19 protein-coding genes are annotated in these 16,976 nt (G+C 48.0%); 4 read left to right on the top strand and 15 right to left on the bottom strand.

Annotated elements, in window-relative coordinates; all coding sequences use genetic code 11:
- Window positions 1-30: 30 nt before the first annotated feature.
- From KNP91_RS03440 to KNP91_RS03395, 10 genes are all read right to left on the bottom strand, one after another.
- Window positions 31-825, bottom strand: a complete 795-nt coding sequence (locus tag KNP91_RS03440) for an ATP-binding cassette domain-containing protein (RefSeq protein ID WP_214848671.1) — start codon at window positions 823-825, stop codon at window positions 31-33.
- Window positions 822-1,616 (bottom strand): ABC transporter ATP-binding protein, encoded by a 795-nt coding sequence (locus KNP91_RS03435; protein WP_214848669.1) that lies wholly within the window; start codon window positions 1,614-1,616, stop codon window positions 822-824. The genes KNP91_RS03440 and KNP91_RS03435 overlap by 4 nt, the downstream gene beginning before the upstream one ends.
- A gap of 14 nt (window positions 1,617-1,630) precedes the next feature.
- Entirely contained in the window at window positions 1,631-2,485 is an 855-nt protein-coding gene (gene nikC / locus KNP91_RS03430) for a nickel ABC transporter permease subunit NikC (RefSeq protein ID WP_214764942.1), read from the bottom strand.
- A complete protein-coding gene (locus tag KNP91_RS03425; protein WP_214764943.1) occupies window positions 2,482-3,426 on the bottom strand; it encodes an ABC transporter permease in 945 nt (314 codons plus the stop codon). Before KNP91_RS03425 ends, nikC begins: the two co-directional genes overlap by 4 nt.
- Window positions 3,427-3,441: 15 nt before the next feature.
- A complete protein-coding gene (gene nikA, locus KNP91_RS03420; RefSeq protein WP_214848667.1) occupies window positions 3,442-5,055 on the bottom strand; it encodes a nickel ABC transporter substrate-binding protein in 1,614 nt (537 codons plus the stop codon).
- A 182-nt stretch (window positions 5,056-5,237) separates the two neighbouring features.
- Window positions 5,238-5,801, bottom strand: a complete 564-nt coding sequence (locus tag KNP91_RS03415; protein ID WP_214848665.1) for a DUF1349 domain-containing protein — start codon at window positions 5,799-5,801, stop codon at window positions 5,238-5,240.
- Window positions 5,802-5,935: 134 nt separating this feature from the next.
- Window positions 5,936-7,198 (bottom strand): PTS ascorbate transporter subunit IIC, encoded by a 1,263-nt coding sequence (locus tag KNP91_RS03410; protein ID WP_214848663.1) that lies wholly within the window; start codon window positions 7,196-7,198, stop codon window positions 5,936-5,938.
- A gap of 28 nt (window positions 7,199-7,226) precedes the next feature.
- Window positions 7,227-7,493 carry a PTS sugar transporter subunit IIB gene (locus tag KNP91_RS03405; protein WP_214848661.1) on the bottom strand — a complete coding sequence of 89 codons (267 nt, stop codon included), beginning with the start codon at window positions 7,491-7,493 and terminating at the stop codon, window positions 7,227-7,229.
- A 3-nt stretch (window positions 7,494-7,496) separates the two neighbouring features.
- Window positions 7,497-9,518 (bottom strand): BglG family transcription antiterminator, encoded by a 2,022-nt coding sequence (locus tag KNP91_RS03400; protein ID WP_214848658.1) that lies wholly within the window; start codon window positions 9,516-9,518, stop codon window positions 7,497-7,499.
- Window positions 9,519-9,693: 175 nt separating this feature from the next.
- Window positions 9,694-10,080 (bottom strand): hypothetical protein, encoded by a 387-nt coding sequence (locus tag KNP91_RS03395; protein WP_214848654.1) that lies wholly within the window; start codon window positions 10,078-10,080, stop codon window positions 9,694-9,696.
- Window positions 10,081-10,140: 60 nt separating this feature from the next.
- Here KNP91_RS03395 and KNP91_RS03390 point away from each other — a divergent pair, with 60 nt between their 5' ends.
- The gene (locus KNP91_RS03390) at window positions 10,141-10,650 is read left to right on the top strand and encodes a hypothetical protein (protein ID WP_214848652.1); all 510 of its coding nucleotides are present in this window, start codon (window positions 10,141-10,143) and stop codon (window positions 10,648-10,650) included.
- A gap of 24 nt (window positions 10,651-10,674) precedes the next feature.
- Here the strand turns inward: KNP91_RS03390 and KNP91_RS03385 are convergent, their stop codons facing one another.
- Window positions 10,675-11,355 (bottom strand): VOC family protein, encoded by a 681-nt coding sequence (locus KNP91_RS03385; protein WP_214848650.1) that lies wholly within the window; start codon window positions 11,353-11,355, stop codon window positions 10,675-10,677.
- A gap of 114 nt (window positions 11,356-11,469) precedes the next feature.
- On the opposite strand from KNP91_RS03385, the gene KNP91_RS03380 reads away from it, so the two are divergent.
- Together KNP91_RS03380 and KNP91_RS03375 are read left to right on the top strand one after the other, a co-directional pair.
- Window positions 11,470-12,339, top strand: coding sequence for an alpha/beta hydrolase (locus KNP91_RS03380; protein WP_214848648.1), 870 nt, complete (start codon window positions 11,470-11,472; stop codon window positions 12,337-12,339).
- A 22-nt stretch (window positions 12,340-12,361) separates the two neighbouring features.
- Window positions 12,362-12,913: a hypothetical protein gene (locus KNP91_RS03375; RefSeq protein WP_214848646.1), complete on the top strand. Its 552-nt coding sequence runs from the start codon at window positions 12,362-12,364 to the stop codon at window positions 12,911-12,913.
- A gap of 61 nt (window positions 12,914-12,974) precedes the next feature.
- On the opposite strand, the gene KNP91_RS03370 is transcribed toward KNP91_RS03375, so the two are convergent.
- The 3 genes from KNP91_RS03370 to KNP91_RS03360 are packed head-to-tail and all read right to left on the bottom strand — an operon-like array spanning window position 12,975 to window position 14,879.
- The gene (locus KNP91_RS03370; protein WP_214848644.1) at window positions 12,975-13,481 is read right to left on the bottom strand and encodes a DNA topology modulation protein; all 507 of its coding nucleotides are present in this window, start codon (window positions 13,479-13,481) and stop codon (window positions 12,975-12,977) included.
- A 22-nt stretch (window positions 13,482-13,503) separates the two neighbouring features.
- Window positions 13,504-13,755 (bottom strand): hypothetical protein, encoded by a 252-nt coding sequence (locus KNP91_RS03365; protein ID WP_214848641.1) that lies wholly within the window; start codon window positions 13,753-13,755, stop codon window positions 13,504-13,506.
- 50 nt (window positions 13,756-13,805) lie between these two features.
- Entirely contained in the window at window positions 13,806-14,879 is a 1,074-nt protein-coding gene (locus KNP91_RS03360) for a DUF871 domain-containing protein (RefSeq protein WP_214848639.1), read from the bottom strand.
- Between the two features lie 134 nt (window positions 14,880-15,013).
- Here KNP91_RS03360 and KNP91_RS03355 point away from each other — a divergent pair, with 134 nt between their 5' ends.
- Window positions 15,014-15,502, top strand: coding sequence for a DUF4825 domain-containing protein (locus tag KNP91_RS03355; protein WP_214764950.1), 489 nt, complete (start codon window positions 15,014-15,016; stop codon window positions 15,500-15,502).
- 89 nt (window positions 15,503-15,591) lie between these two features.
- On the opposite strand, the gene KNP91_RS03350 is transcribed toward KNP91_RS03355, so the two are convergent.
- On the bottom strand, window positions 15,592-16,965 hold the full coding sequence (locus KNP91_RS03350) for a PTS transporter subunit EIIC (protein ID WP_214848637.1): 1,374 nt from the start codon (window positions 16,963-16,965) through the stop codon (window positions 15,592-15,594).
- Window positions 16,966-16,976: the final 11 nt, after the last annotated feature.

Genomic DNA, 16,976 nt, shown 5'->3' with positions numbered 1-16,976 from the left:
AAAAAACCTCCTGCCGAATGGAAGGAGAGTTTATTTTCGAATCGTCCGGTGCCGCGGATGGATGGCGAGAACGGCCTGACGGATTGCCTGAACGTGCTCGTCCGTCGCTTCCGAAAACGACCAGAGCGTCGGGTATTCACCGACCAGCTGACCTTGATCGAGAATCACGAACCGGTCACTCAGCGTCTGCGCCGCCTGGACATCGTGTGTGATGAAGACATAGGCGAGACCGAGCGTCGCTTTTAACTCCCGTAACAAGTCGAGAATCAGCGCTTTATTGACCATGTCGAGACTGCTGACGGCTTCATCGAGGATAATCAGCTTCGGATTCGTCGCGATCGCCCGGGCGATACAGATCCGTTGCAACTGACCGCCGCTGAACTGATGAGGGTACTTCGTTAAATCCGTTGCGGATAAACCGACCTGTGTCATCAGTCCGCCTAACCGTTCGTCTAATGCATCGGGTGACAACCCGAGGAAATTCGTCAACGGTTCGGCGATGATCTGTCCCGCCGTCAGCTTCGGATTGACGGCCGCAAACGAATCCTGAAAGACGACCTGGATGTCTTTCCGGAAATCCTTTGACGCCGCGTCGTAAATGTCTTGTCCGTTAAACAGTACCCGTCCTGCTTTCGGACGCTCGAGTCCGAGTAAAATCCGTCCGAGAGTACTTTTTCCGGCACCGCTGCGACCGAGTAAACCAAGACACGTTCCGGCTTCAAGCGTCAGTGAAACGTCCTGCAAGACCGTCTGCTCCGCCTGGCGCGCCAAAAACCGTTGATTGCCGTAGCGGTGGGAGACGTGCTCCAGCTGCAACAGGCTCATGCCTTCATCCCTCCTGCCTGAATTCCGTGTTGTGTCAACAGTTGCCGGGTATACGGGTGACTCGGCTGGTCGAACAGGTCAAAGACATCCGCCTGTTCGACGATTTCGCCGTCCCGCATGACGAGGACATGATCCGCCATCTCAGCGATAACACTTAAGTCGTGCGAAATTAAGAGAATCGCCGTGTCATAGGTAGCACGGACTTTCTCGAGATAATACAGGACGAGCTTTTGATTGTAGACGTCAAGCGCCGTCGTCGGTTCGTCGGCAATCAGGACATGCGGCCGCAGACAGACCGCGAGTGCAATCATGACCCGTTGCAGCATGCCGCCACTCAGTTCAAACGGATAGGCTTTTAAAATCCGGTCCGGCTGTTCAAGATTGACTTCAAGCAGCGCTTCAATCGCCCGCTCTTTCGCTTCACGTTTACTGCACCGGTCGTGCGTCCGGATCGTCTCCATTAATTGATGACCAATTGTATAGACCGGTGTGAAGGCACTCATCGGATTTTGCATGATGAAGGCAATCTGCCCGCCGCGGACACGCCGGAGCGCGCGGTCGGACAATGTCATCACGTCCGTCCCTTCCAGTACAATCCGTCCAGACTGACGGATGACCTTTTCGTCGAGCAGACGCAGGAGAGCCAGACTCGTCACTGTCTTACCGCAACCGCTCTCCCCGACCAGACCGACAATTTGTCCGGCTGCCAGTGAAAAAGAAATATCACGGACGAGCGGCTGACCGTTCGTCGTTTCGATCGTCAAGTGTTCGACGGATAATACAGGTTTCATCCGAGTCTCTCCTTTCATTTCGTTTGTTTGGTCACTCCGAACCGTTCCGATAACGATTCCCCGAGCAGATTAAAGCTCGCAATGACGAGCATGATCAGCAGACCGGGATAAATCATCAGTTCCGGATTCGTCCGGATATATGATTTACCTTCGTGAATCATCGCTCCCCATTCGGCTCCCGGCGATTGAACACCGAGACCGAGGAACGACATCGCCGAGATATCCATGATCGCCCAGCCCATCTCAAGTGTCCCGATGACAAGCAGCGGGGGCAGAATGTTCGGCAACAGATGCGTCCGGAAGATTTTCCAGTGCGAGGAGCCGTTGACACGCGCCGCGGCAATGAAGTTTTTTTCCTTCAGCGTCATGATCAACCCCCGGAACATCCGGGCGTAGTAAACCCATTGGACGAGCATCAAAGCGACGATGACCTGTTTCAGTCCCGGTCCGAAAATTCCGACGAGACCAAGAACAAGAATCAGACTCGGGAATGCCATCACGCCGTCACAAAACCGCATCAGCAGTTGGTCGACCCAGCCGCCGATGTAGCCGGCCAGCGTCCCGACCAATAAACCGATCAACAGTGACGAGGCAAAAATCAGGACGGCAAATCCGAGCGACACCCGGGCACCGTACAACAGACGCGACAACGTACAGCGTCCGAGATGATCGGTTCCGAACGGATACGTCCAGGACGGCTCCTGCAATTTGACCGCCAGATTGACGAGATACGGATCATGAGGGGCAAGCCACGGTGCAGCCAGAGCCGCGAGAAACAACAGCCCTAAAAATACGGAACAGCCGATCAAAATCAGCCGTTGATTCGACAGGCGGTCAAGCAGACTCGGTCGTCCAAGCGGAACATTCATCGTCTGTTCCCTCCTTTCCGGGCAATCCGTGGATCGATTGCCAGTTGCAATAAATCAACGAGCAGACTGCTACCGATAAACAGCAAGGCCGCGAGGAAGACGTAGCCTTGAATGATCGGCATGTCGCGGTCAAAGATGGCTTCAATAAAATAACGGCCGAATCCCGGCCACGAGAATACCGTCTCGACGATGATCGTCCCCGTCAACAGCTTCCCGAGGTTCATCCCGAGTCCGGTCAACATCGGCGGAATCGCGACCCGCAAGACGTGTTTTCCTAAAATGATCGTTTCCCGGATGCCGCGTGTCCGGGCAAACAGGACGTACGGTTCGCGCATCGTCTCGATGACGCTCGTCCGTAACAGCCGCGTATACAGCGCAATCAGCGGCAACGCGAGCGTAATCGCCGGCAAGATGACGTGACTCGGACTGCCGATCCCGCCGACCGGTAATAAATCAAGCTGGACGGAAAAAAAGAAAATCAGCAGGTAGCCGAGCCAAAATGACGGAATCGACGCCCCGATGAAGGCGATCCCCCGGCTCAAATGGTCAAAAAAACCATTCTTTCGAACTCCCGCGAGAAAGCCGAGCGGGATACTGACGAAAATTGCGAGCAACAGACTCGACAGCGCCAGCTGGACGGTCGCCGGCAAACGGAGCAACACTTCGTCGAGGACCGGTTTCCCGGAAACGTACGATGTTCCGAAATCAAAACTGGCCAGCCGGACGACGGTCGTCACGTACTGGGTCAAAAACGACTGATCGAGTCCGAACTCTGCCCGCTTTTGTGCGAGCACCTCTTCCGTCGGTTGGATGTGGGCGGCAGACAGATACGCTTCCGCCGGATCAACCGGTGACAAATGAATCATCACCGTCAGTAATAAAATAGCGAGGAGCAGGATCGGAATGACCGACCCGACCCGTTTCAGAATATAGACGCCCATTCCGTACACCTCCTGTTACTTGATGCCGATTTGGGCGAACGGACTTTCATCCCGGTTCGCGGCAAATTTAAAGTTCGTGACACCGTTTTGATAAATCGCCATCTTTTTCAAATACGAGATTGGAACGAGTGCACCTTGATCCTGGAGCGACGGCAGAATGTCAGCATACATCTTCTGACGTTTCGTTTCATCCGTCGTTTTAAGGACATCTTTCATTTCCTGTAACAGTTGATCCTTGTTCGGATAAGCGGAAATCGCTTCTTTGAACCCAAATCCGTCCGTCCCGATGATGTTGACGAATGTATGCGGATCGTACGGTGCCCCGAAGTTACTGTACATGTTGATATCGAATTTATTGTCTTTGAAGCGCTGGACTTGATCCGGCAGCTCGACACCAACAATTTTCAAGTCGACGCCGATAGTCGCCCACTCTGACTGTAACGTCTCCGCCATCGCTTTTTGAACAAGTTCCGCGGCATCATACATCATTTCAATCTGTAACGGTTGTCCGTCTTTTTCACGGATCTTTTTGCCCTTCGGCAGTTTCCAGCCGGCTTCGTCCAGCAACGACTTCGCTTTTGCGACATCAAAGTCCCGTTTCTCGACGTTCAGGTTCGATGTGTACGGCAGGTTCGGCGGCAGGATGAAGTCAGCCGGTGCCTCAAGACCGGACGTGATGCCTTCTACGAGTGTCTTCTTATCAAAGCCGTATTGCAGTGCCTGACGGACGCGTTCGTCCGCAAGCTGTTTTTTCTTCGTGTTCATGATCAGAAGGCGCGTCGCAACCGGTTCTGACATCGTCGTCTTGTAGGATTTCGTTTCTTTCAGTTGATTGTAGGCGTCGACACTGATTGCCCCTTCGCCGAAAATCAAATCGATGTCGCCTTTTTCAAAAGCGAGTACGCGGCTTTCAGCATCCGGAATGATGTCGACCTTGATTTTCTTCACTTTCGGCTTCGGTCCCCAGTAGTTTTTGTTGACCTTAAACGTCGCGTATTGATCCGCTTTGTACTCGTCGAGCACCCAAGGGCCGGTTCCGACTTCTTGTTCGACGCCTTTTGACGTATCGCCGTTTTTCGGGAAACCGGCTTCGCCGAGGAAGCGGACCGGGCGGACGACCGCCAATTCCTGAATCGTCGGATAGTACGCTTCCGACAACGTCATCCGGAACGTCTGCTTGTCGACCGCTTCCGTTTTGTCGATTTTCGAGATAAAGCCAAGCCAGCTATGTAAGGCTTTGTTTTTGAGGACGGCGTCAAAGTTCTTTTTGACGATCGTCGCATCAAACATCGAGCCGTCCGAGAACTTGACATCGTCACGCAATTTAAAGGTATATGTTTTTCCGTCTTTAGAGATGTCCCATGATTTCGCGAGGAACGGCTCGAGCTTTCCGCCTTCTGCGTAATGGACAAGCGGCTCATAGACCATCGACTGAGCGAACAGTTGCGACGGGTTGTAGACATGCGGATTCATCTCGCCGATGTCACGCGGCCATGCCATCGTTAACGTATCTTGATTTGATTTATTGTCAGCACCTTCGTTCGGATTCGAACAACCGAACAGCAGTGTCGTAATCGAGAGGATGGAAACAGCTTGAATGATGTATTTCTTACGGCGTGAAACGTTCATAGTGGACAGGACTCCCATTCTTATTGATAATCATTTTCAATTGTAAGAGTCGGTACTAAGAATTGTCAATGGATAATCGGTGAAAGTGTTGATTTTGCTGTGTTTTAAGACGTTTTAATCTGATCATTCATAAAAGAAAGCACTCATCAAATGGAATGAGTGCTGAACGGTTCGGATTCTTTTCATTTGGTCCGGTAATCAAACGCCAATACTTCGACGTCACACCCTTGCCCTTCAAGATTCGGACTGCAGGCGTACGGTCCGACTTTCCAGTCTCCTTGCGCATGCAGATGAGCAATTCGTAACTGCTCCTTCGTCTCACCATCGACGAAGTAAAGTTCAACGTCCTGTTGGTTGCAGACGAGTTCAAATATCAACGGCTGATTAAAGACCGTATTATCGATATCACGCGATGACCAATCGGAATAACCGAATGAGGTGACGACGGCTCCGAGATGCGATTTCCCGTCCGGAATGAATTCCGCTGAAACTTTTAGCCAGTTGTCCTCGTTTAAATAAAGTAGGATGCCTGCCTGATCATATGTTTTTTGCGGATACAGCTTCACTTCGATTCGGCAGGAAAAAGCCGGTGCTGGAATCGGTTTTAACAAGGCATGCCCCGTCATCCGGTTGAATCCGTAATACGTGTTGCGCCAGAAATCGGTATCGCCATTTGTTGTAAATTTTAATTGTTGTTGGTTGTCAATTTCAGTTGGTTGGTTGAGCCATTGATAATCTTGCCACATGTGGATTCCTCCTGATTTTTATATTGTTTAATTATCACTCTATTTAAATAGAATGATACATATTAAAAGAGATCATCGAAACAATGTTCTGTTTCGATGATCTCTTTTCTATAAAAAACTGCTAGATGTTCTTATTAACTAAATATCGATACAACCCAACTAATCAGGATTCCAACTAATGCAAAGTCTGAATCACCAAATGTCGTACCTTCAAATCCTAGATTTCCTAGTAACGGTAATAAGAATGCCGGTAAGAAGCTTATTAAAATACCATTAGCAAACGAACCAAGGATCGCTCCTCTTCTTCCGCCTGTAGCATTTCCAAATACACCGGCAGCTGCACCTGTGAAGAAATGTGGTACTAGACCAGGTACAATGATCGCTAATCCCATGAGTGGCAGGAAGAACATAGAGATCAGTCCTGCTACGAAACTCGCTAAGAACCCGATAATGACGGCGTTTGGAGCAAACGGAAAGACCGTAGGACAGTCTAGCGCCGGCTTGGCGTTAGGAACAAGCTTATCAGCAATTCCTTTGAAGGCAGGAACAATTTCAGAAATCAACATCCGTACACCCGCCAGTACTATGTATACACCCGCGGCAAAAGTAATGGCCTGAATAATGGAGAACACGATATAGTTCGAACCGTTTGATAATTCTTTTTCAATAAACGATGGTCCTGCAAATAAAGCGACTACGATGAAAAGTAAAGTCATCGTTAGAGAAACCGCCACTGAAGTATCTCGCAAAAATCCAAGTTGTTTCGGCACTTTAATCTGTTCCGTAGAATGTTCTTTGTTTCCTGCATATTTTCCAATAGTTCCCGAAATGAAGTAACCGAGTGAACCGAAGTGACCTACTGCAAAATCATCCGTACCGGTAATTTGACGAACATACGGTTGAATAAGTGCAGGGAATAAAACCATACATAGCCCTAACAAGATTGAACCTATGAGAACCAACATAAATCCTGATAAGCCCGATACAGAGAGTATGGCAGCAAGCAAACTTGCCATAAATAAAGTATGATGACCGGTTAAAAAAATATACTTAAATGGTGTAAATCGAGCAAGTACGATATTCATGACCATACCAAATACCATGATCATGGCTGTCTCTACACCGAATGCATCTTGCGCTACCGCAACAATGGCTTCGTTATTTGGAATAATCCCACGAATACTGAAGGCTTGATCAAACATTTTACTGAAGATTTCAAGTGCAGCAATGATTACGCCGGCGCCTGCTCCAATGATGATGAACCCCATGATTGTTTTTAATGTTCCTGAGACCACAGTAGCAACATCTTTTTTCTGAAGCAACAATCCAATCAGGGCAAAAATACCAAGTAAGATTGCCGGCGTCCCTAAAATGTCACGCATGATTAAATCAAGCAATGTCAGTCCTCCTTTCTGATTAACCTTGTTACAGACGTGTACTTAATTGATTCTTAATGTCTTCAATATTCATTACATTTTCAAGTGCCACAATATCTCTTGTTCCATTATCTAATGTAATAATGATATCTTTTGCTCCTAAATAAATATCAGCTGGTTCCGATTGAGCTGTAGACAAATCCGTATGGGAAACATCTGCTTCTTTACCCATCTGTTCCAATGCTTTTTTAACGTTTAATTCCATGATAAAACTTGATCCTAACCCATTTCCGCAAACTACTAAAATTTTCTTCATCATTTATTCCTCCTCTGAGTATGTAGCAATTATTGTTAATATTTCCTCGACCGATGTCGCATCTAATAAACGTGATACATCAGTTGAATTTCCTAATAAATTCGTCAGCTGACTTAATGCCTTGAGATGTGTCGTTTGATCTATCGCTGCTAGTACGAAAAAGAGCCTAACTTCTTTTTCTTTAGGAAATTCAACAGCCTTTTCTAACTTCAACACACTCATACCCAGCTCGATGACACCATCTTCCGGTCGCGCATGCGGTATCGCAACATCTGGCATCAAAACGATATACGGACCATGTTCTTCCACATTTCTTATCATGGTTTCAATATAAGTGTTTTTGATCGATCCATCTTCCAGCAATGGTTTTGCCGCTAATTCAATTGCTGCTTCCCATGATTCAATCCCTTGTTGTAATTGAATCTTATTTTCGGTAATCAATTCATTTAACACGGGTTGTCCCCCTTGTAACGGTTTCTCTTGTTTTGGAAACAATAGATTCCCCAACTGCTGACGAAGCACCGTTTCACTTTGAATCGTCGCATGCTGCTTGATAAGTGCAATTAAATCTTCTACTTGAACAGTTGGATCTTGTTTATGGCTCAAGTAACGTTGTTCAACAGTTCGCTTCAATGTAATCTGCTCTAATCGAGTTGGTAAAGTTGGAACAAGCATTACATCTGTCCTTTGATGAACTACAGGATCTAGCGGAACCGTTGTAAAAATCAAATCCACCAGTTCCGAATAGTTCTCCACTTCACTCTGAGAAATCGGTGGAAGAAATATGATTTCCGGAAATTGATTTTTTAAAATGTAGTCCAACATATGCGATACGCTGATACCACTTGGACAAACAACAATTGCTTTTAACTTCTGATCCAAATGCTCCCCTTGTTGATTAAGATGAGTCGCAAAGTGCAAGGTGTAGTACATGACTTCAATATCCGGTATCGGTTGATTCATCCACTTCCGGAATGGTTCTAACGCCCGCGATACCAAGACGTTTAATACCTGGTGTTCTTGTGTGACATAGCGTTTAAGCTCCGAAGAAGATTCAAGACCGGAATACAGTCGTTGAATTGTCGCTTTCGAGTGCAGGACGAGTTTTTCGCATAGAGCCTCTTTTTCAATAATGAATGTGCAGGAAATCGTTTCAAAGTAGTGAATGACTTCCCGCATTACAGATGACAAGTGTGCATGAATGTCTTGCCTGATTTCCTCTTCGACTTTCGGACCACTTTGAATCAGTAGATCAAGTGTATCCACAAAAACATCATCCGTATCTTCATCAAAATAAGCATGTAAAATCGGATCCACTTCTTTTTTAAACAATGGCTCCGAGTCTGGAAGAACTTCTTTCATCGTAAGTTTTCTGCCAATCATTAAAAAATAGGCAAGTTTCTCCCGATGTTCCTCCACAAATCTAATTTGTTGGTACGATTCATATTCTTCGATTTGTTTTCTAGCTGATTTCAGCTCCTCAAACCATTCATCTAAAATCGTATTCATCAAATTATTCTTCGTAGATAATTTAACCAATCTCTCAATTGCCCGATACAAATAAAGATAAATGGTCTGCATATGACCGTAAAAATGATAACCTTCTTTACGCGAATAATTGAGGGTGACACCAAATTTTGCGGCGTCTTTCCTTACGGCATTCAGACTCTCTTGTACGGTAAATTTCGAGACTTCTAATAATTGCTGATAATGAACAGCAGATAAAAATTCCTTTTCAACCATCGTATAAAAAATAATGAGTAGCTCACGTTCTTCTTCTGACAAAATCATCTCAGTTTGTTCTAGTCGTTCTAAAACACCTTGAGTCGAAGACAACTTTAAATTCGATCCAGAGATTTGAATCGGCGGGAACTGATGATATATCAGCCATTCTTGAATTCGATCAATTTCGTATTCGAGTGTTCGTTTTGAGTACGGAAGTATTGTTTGTAAAAATTGATGATGAACTTCTACTTCATGAATCATTATGTGAAGTATTCTTTTGCTTTTTTCATTCAATAACATAAGTAGTGACCTCCTACACACCTAGTATAAAACGAGTTCAACACTTTTTTGTAAGCGTTTACGATTGATATTTGTAAGACATCTTCACAAAAAACTGTTTTTACTCTTCCAATACAAAAAACACTCAATCATTGAATGAGTGTTTTTTGTACGATGAATCTTATTTTTCATTAGTTTACGGTTCGTCCGTAAACTGTTCAAACTCCATGTGTTCAGGTGCACGAAAATCATTGTCGTCATAACGTGGTTCCTTTAAGGCATAACCTACGTAGAAGGCCGTATACTCTCCATTTTTTTCTCGGACATTAAAAGCATACGATGCCCGGCGATCATCGTGGAACGTCACATCGTAGCCGTACCCATACTTCGAGAAATGACTTTGTATCTGATACTCGTCTTTTTTCAGCCCGTATTGCTGTTCTAATCTGTCTTCCAAGTACAACTGACGCAGGATTTTCTGATGATAGGTATACAAAAAAAATGAAATCAACACCAACAATATCGCAAGTAAGACAATCCGCCCGATCCGCCACTTGCCGTTCACTTTCCAAAAATGTGTCATCCGTGCTCCTTCCCTCTTATCTTCACGTATGATACGGTACGGATAAGGAAGATATTGTTAATGAAAGTTCCTACTCTTACGAAAGAAGTGATTCACTTGAAAAAACATCTTTTGAGCCTCTGCTTCCCGGTCGTCTTTTTAATCGTTCCGTTCTGGACCGATCAACTGTCGCCCCTCCTGCAGGCACTCTTTTTCCTGATGTTGTTCATCTCGATTTGTCTGTCATTACATACGGCTTGGACGTTACTCAGCCCACGCATTCCGAACTGGACGGCGCGTGTCAACCGGCTTCATCCGGCGCTCGGGATCCTGCTTGGTCTCATCCTCCTGGCAGGATTCGGTTATCTGTTCTTTACCGTGTTTTCCCTCGTCACGTTCGGCATTATCCAAAGTATCCTGACGATTGTCCTGATGTATATCGGCCTGGCGATCTTCGTCTTCCTCCTCAGCTGTTTCGTCGAAGGGATTACCCGTCAATCCAAAGACTCGCTCTTTCAGCCCGTCTTGATTTTTGTCTCGGTCTCTTATGTCGTCTTGACGACGTTCGGGATTTTACAACTCATCGCCTGACCCTTAACCCGTCACAGGACGGGTTTATTTTTCGTGATGCAACATCCCGTCTGCATCAAGCCGGACGTGCAAATTCCCGTCCAGTTCAAGCACAAGCGGGCTGGTAATGGCCGGTTTCGGTGAGAACAACCACGTCCGGTCTTCTCGTCCGAGCAACAGATGGGTGCCGTCTTCCGACGCGCCGAGGAAATTCAGGAAGTCGACGTTGATCGGCTGATGGTACCGGTGAAAGACACCAAGTTCGGCGAATTGTGCACCGACACTGGCGACATCCGGTGTCGTGACGTTCATTTCACCAATATCGAGAATATCTCTCACGGTAAACTTTTCAAGCGACTTGTCCGGATTGACATCATGGCGGGCAATCAATTCGACGACATTTTCGTCCGTATCATAAAAATAGACGGAATGGGCATTAATGTTCTCAAAAAAGATTTCGTCTTCGCCGTCCTCGTTCAGTAACGGGACACGATGCCGCAACCAGTCCTTCGCTAGTCTGAAGGCATCTCCGGGCACGTTAAACGCAAAGTGATATTGTTTCGGTTGCTGTGTCGTGTCGAGCTCAAACCGAAGCTGACTCGTCCCGATTTGCACCGTAAATGCGGTCGCTGTCTCCTCGACGAGCGGAAAACCGAGTGTCTCCGTGTAAAAGTCCTGCATCGGTTTGACATCATTCGTCCAAAGTGTCGCTGCTGTAATTCTCATCGTCTATTTCCTCCATTTCATTTCAATCCATTTGCTAGTTTTAGTATACAATAATTGATGTATAATACTGGTTAAAAAGTAAGTACATACCTATTTTGAAATGGAGGCAGAAAAATGAAACGATATACCATTGCATGCGGCGGCATTTCAACACAAATTACCGAATGGGGTGAACCGGACCGACCGGTCATTTTTTGCCTGCACGGCCTCGGCGGAACAAGCCTCAGCTTCATCGAACTGGCGGACGCCTTACAAGATACGTACCGGATTGTCTCGATTGATGCCCCGGGTCACGGAAAAACCGACCCGTTTCCGGACGAACGCGACTATCAATTTGCCCGTTTTTCCAATTGGCTGAACCAGCTGTTTGACCAGATCGATGTCCAGGACTTTTATTTCCTGTCCCATTCCTGGGGCAGCTTCATCGCTCTTTATTATCAAAAAGAACAGCCGGACCGGGTCCGCGGCTCGATTTTGATTGACGGCGGATATCAGAGCAAACGGTTACGCGGCACCCCGCTCGAGCAGGAATCCGCCTTTTACGACACCGGTTTCGAAGAATCTGTTGCAACGTGGGAAGAGTTCCGCGACGTCGCCGTCTACGGTCCTAAAATGCGCCGGTCGCCACTGCTTGATCTGGCCGGTAAGGATTTTGTCCGGATGCAGGACGGCCGGTACTACTGGCATACGCGCGCGAAGACGGCACGGTCGATTCTAACAGCGATGTATCAGGATGAGATTCTCGATTTCCTCGATGACGTTCCGGGTGACAACCTCGTGTTGCTCCGGGCGACGTTACCCGTTTCCGATGAACCGTTCCGTCAAGAAGCGATCGCCTTGTGGCAGGAGAAAACCGGCGGTACCGTCATCTCTGTTCCATCGACTTCCCACATCACGCATTGGGACGATCCGGCATTTGTACTGCAGGTGATTCAGAAACACTGGACCAGAACGCTTGCCGTTGACGAAAGACAGCAGATTTAATTACGTAAAGGAATGAAGTCATTTGAAAAAAAAATCTTTGTTTTGGCTGATCAGTTGTTTCCTGACGATCGGTGTCGCTGTTTGGTTTAATCCCAACACCGTTTCGGTCGATACAGCATCTCAAAAACTGCCGAAGCCGCGTTATTCGTCCATCGGCGATTACCTGGCCGCTCTAAACGGTGATCAGTTTAAGCGGACACCGCTGCATATTCATGTCCAAGACGACCAGACCATCGACCTGCAGATGAAACTGAAACTGTCGAAGGCATTGCTGGAAAGATTCAAACAGACGGCCCATCCGCCGACGTTCAGTTTTGCCGCCAATTTAAATCAGGACGTTCTCAGTCCGTATGTGAAACGTAAACAGCCCGCACACGTGACGGTCGATTTTACTTCTATTTCAAACAGGACGATTGTAATTAAGCAACGGTTGTCTTTAAAGTCAGCGTTGACGCCCTATCAGAAAAAACAGTTTCTTGATGCCGGAAACTATCAATTTTTATTTTTAAATGAACACGATGCCGCTGCCGGCATTGTGCTTGATTTGGATCTGTCGACATGGGACTCCAGATGATCTCTACTATTAAAAACGACTCCCGGACGTCCGGGAGTCGTTTGCTTTGTCTATTCCTTGATTAAGCGATATTGTCGATGAACCGCCGGACTTCTTTCCGTGATTTTAACACGACAATTGTCTTCGTCGCTGTCACTTGTGCGAGTCTTGCTTGAATGCCCGGCCGCTGTTCAACCGGATAACGCCACACCCACTTCAAAAAAGCAACATCGATTTTTTCCGGACGCCCGGCTGCCATATCCGGTCGTGCCTGATGCCGGTACCGGATTGACCGTTTCAGAATCCGGTAGACACAGGTCGTTCGCGGCAAATCAAGAAAGATGATCGTATCCGCTGCGTTGAGCCGAATATCCATCGTCCCGCCGTAATTTCCGTCGATGATCCAGTCATCCCGGCTGATCAAGTCCGTTTGAATCTGTTGTTGTTCTGCGCGCGGTACTGCCTGCCAGTCCGCCCGCCACAATAAGCTGTCGAGGTGGTGGACACGGATTCCGAGCCGTTGACCGAGTTGTCTCGCAAGCGTCGACTTACCCGATCCGCCGGAGCCGATCAACATAATCTTTTTCATTCTGTTTCCGCCCTTTCTTTCCTTACACGTCATTTACCGGCTCGTCTTCTTGCGCGTATCGTTCCATATAAACAGAAAGCAATTCGTTTATTTGAAACGCCAGTACGTTACCACCGTTAACGGAAAGTCTGAAAAATGGTGTCGTATAATGCTCAGCCGTCTGATGATGTTCTAAAAATCCATCAATTGCTTCCATGAACATATTTAAATCAGCAAAAGCGTCCACCGAATAGGTGTCTCCATTTTTCAATTTCAAAAAGAGCTGTTTCTTCACACTATCTCTCCTTCTCTATGTAAATCATTTTTTTATTATTTATGATTCAATTACTGAGAATTGATAGCGACTTCCGCATTGATGCACTCCAGTCGAAACCGTCCGCCGGGACCAATTTGTTGTAGCAACGGTCGGTCAACTTCAATCACGCGTCCGATGACATTGACCCGTTCGTCGGCCGTAAGATCCCGTTTTGTGATTTGCAGCTCCCCGGCATACCGGCCGTAACGCAGATTATCGATCGTAATCGATCCAACAGGTCGGTCGGCTAAAGCCGCGGGTTCAAGGAGTCCGTTGCCCGGTCGACTGTAAGTCCGTGACTCGACCGAGCGGATGACATCGCGTGCCGGATCCATCCGGTTTGTCTGGACGCTTTCTAACAGCGGATTGTCTTGTCCCGTTGCCCGGAGAACAATGATCCCCTCCTGATAGACCGCAAATTGACGCATCGAGCTGTCCGACAAGCCGGGGTCCCCGACCAGTATCCGGTCGACGGATACTTCAAGCTCCAGATAACAGGCAAATGGTGATTGTCCACGATGATCTTCGAGCGTCGGTAACGTCTCGTAAAGCGGACCGCGCAGTTGTCCGTCACCCGGGATGAAGGCCTGAACACGGATTCCTTGTCCGTGAAGCCACCGGTTTTTATCGTTGAACCAGTCACGATCCAGTCCTGTTTCCGGTCGCGGATAAAAGTTGTGCCACGCCTCGACCTGCTCAAGCACAAGTCCCTCCGCTTTCATCGCGTCGAGTTCTTCTGCCGTCAGCGTACTGGCGTTTAAGGCGACCATCATCTGTTTTGATAAATCCGCGACCTGTTTCGGTGTCATGCCGTAGTCGACCCGCAGTCCGGTCACTCCCCATTCGGTTAAGGTATCGGCATCCTCCCACGTCTTGCCGAGCGCGGCAAGGGAAGTCGGGGCGATATCCGCGACGAGTTCCATCTCGAGTTCTCGTGCCAATTGTCCTAAAGTTCTCAATCGCTCTGTATATAACGCCGGATCATCTTCCGGGATATGTAATGAAGTAAAGATCGAGGTAAAGCCGATTGCCCGCATCTGTCGGATGCTGTCTTTCGCCTCATCTGTCAGTGGTTCACTCAAATAAACGGCAAGTCCTTTCATCTGTTTCACTCCTTCTTGTCAGCGTAGTGTTCAAAAACCGTCAATTGTTACTAAAATTCCAATATAAGAAATTTTTAGGAGTCTATTCCTGAACTATGATACCATTAAAGCACGTTACATAAGGGGGAAATGAAATGAAACGCATCTTAATCCCGTTCCTGTCGGTCGCCTGTCTCGTGCTGATGTGGAACGGCTACAGCCAACATGCCGATTCGAAGACGGACCTGTTCCACTATAAGCATTCCGTTGTCGGCAATAACAGTGCCGTCACAAATATCGTCAAGGAACTGGCCCATCACCAGGAATTACGGCAGATTGCCCTGCAAACGAAACAAACACCGTATGGCATGCATTTGACTTACAAGGACATCGAGACAGAAAACATCGAACAGGAAATCAAAGAAACGGTTCTGTTTAATGCCACCTACCTGTTTGTCCTCGTCGATAATGTCGAGCGGATCACCTTTACGTTTCCGGACTACAAGTATACCGTGACACGGGATCAACTCGACCACTGGTACGGTCAACCTCTCAGTACGATCAAACAAGAACAGGAAGTAAAACAGCTGCTCCAACACCAGTTGAAGTCGGAAACCAAGATCAACCAGTTTTTTGCCGACTGATCCTGAACATGATTTGATTCGAAAAAAGATGGAACATCACTGCGACGTGATGTTCCATCTTTTTGTTGTGTGCGGTTCTTGTGCCGACGTTAAATTCCGTCTGCCATTTCTTCCTTGAATCCAAACCAGAAGGTAAACAGGAAGCCGAAGACGTACGAGATGACAAGCCCGCCGATATACGTCAGGTACATCCCGTTATCGATCAACGGTGTCAACGACAGACCGGACACACCGACCCCAAGCGCCGCTGTCTTCATCGTCGCCTGGAAGGCCCCGCCGACTGCCGCTCCCATACAGGCTGTCAGGAAGGGACGACCGAGCGGTAACGTGACCCCGTACAACAACGGTTCGCCGATTCCGAGGAAACCGACCGGAATCGCACCCTTGATGATGTTGCGCAATCGTTGATTGCGTGTCTTGACGAAAATCGCCAGTGCGGCACCGACTTGTCCGGCTCCCGCCATCGCAAGGATCGGCAAGAGGGCCGTATTGCCGACGGTGTTGAGCAGTTCGAGATGAATCGGTGTCAAACCGTGATGCAGTCCGACCATGACGAGCGGCAGGAAGAATCCGGCGAGGACGGCACCGGCGAGTGGTCCGCCGACTTCGAGAATCACGTTGATTGCTTTCATGATCCCGTCAGACAGGACACCGGCGACCGGCATGATGGCATAAAGTGCTGTAAATCCGACGATCAGGACCGTCAAGAGTGGGGTAAAGATGATATCAATCGAGACCGGCATGAACCGGCGGATGTGTTTTTCGAGATATGTCATCAACCAGGCAGCAAAGATAACCCCAAACAACCCTCCCCGACCGACGACAAGCGGTTCGCCGTAAATAATTATATCGACAAGTAACGGATTAAATAAAATCCCCCCGGCAATCGCCCCGAGGACCGGCGTGCCGCCGAATTCCTTCGCCGTATTCCAACCGACGAGAATCGCTAAGTAGGCAAAGACGGTGCTGCCGATCAGTAATAAAATCTGCATCCACGTTTCCGTCGCATCGACTCCGGCGTTTTTCGCAAAGTTCGCTGCTCCGTTAATGATTCCCGACGCGACCAGTCCCGGAATGAGCGGGATGAAGATATTTCCTAAGCGCCGTAAAAAGCGTTTGAACGGTGATTTTTGTTTGTCCTTCACTTTTTGCCGTTCGATGGCGGCCCGTTCCTCAAACGTCAGGTTCTCATCGACCGACTCTTCCCCGATGGCAAGCCCCGTTTTCCGGCTCAAATGATCCGCGACCCGGTTGACCGTTCCCGGCCCAACGACGATTTGCAGTGTCTCGTCATCGATGACACCCATGACGCCGTCCAGTTGTTTGAGTGCTTGGATATCCGCTTTTGTCGGATCCTTCAGCGCCAACCGGACGCGTGTCATACAGTGGGCCAGCTGGCGGAGATTATCTTTTCCGCCGACGTGTTCCAGTATCCCTTCCGCCAACACTTCTTCCTTCTTCATCTGAATCCCCC

This window comes from Exiguobacterium sp. s138 (assembly GCF_018618775.1).
Classification (GTDB): domain Bacteria; phylum Bacillota; class Bacilli; order Exiguobacteriales; family Exiguobacteriaceae; genus Exiguobacterium_A; species Exiguobacterium_A artemiae.
This window is presented reverse-complemented; position numbering and strand designations above follow the sequence as displayed.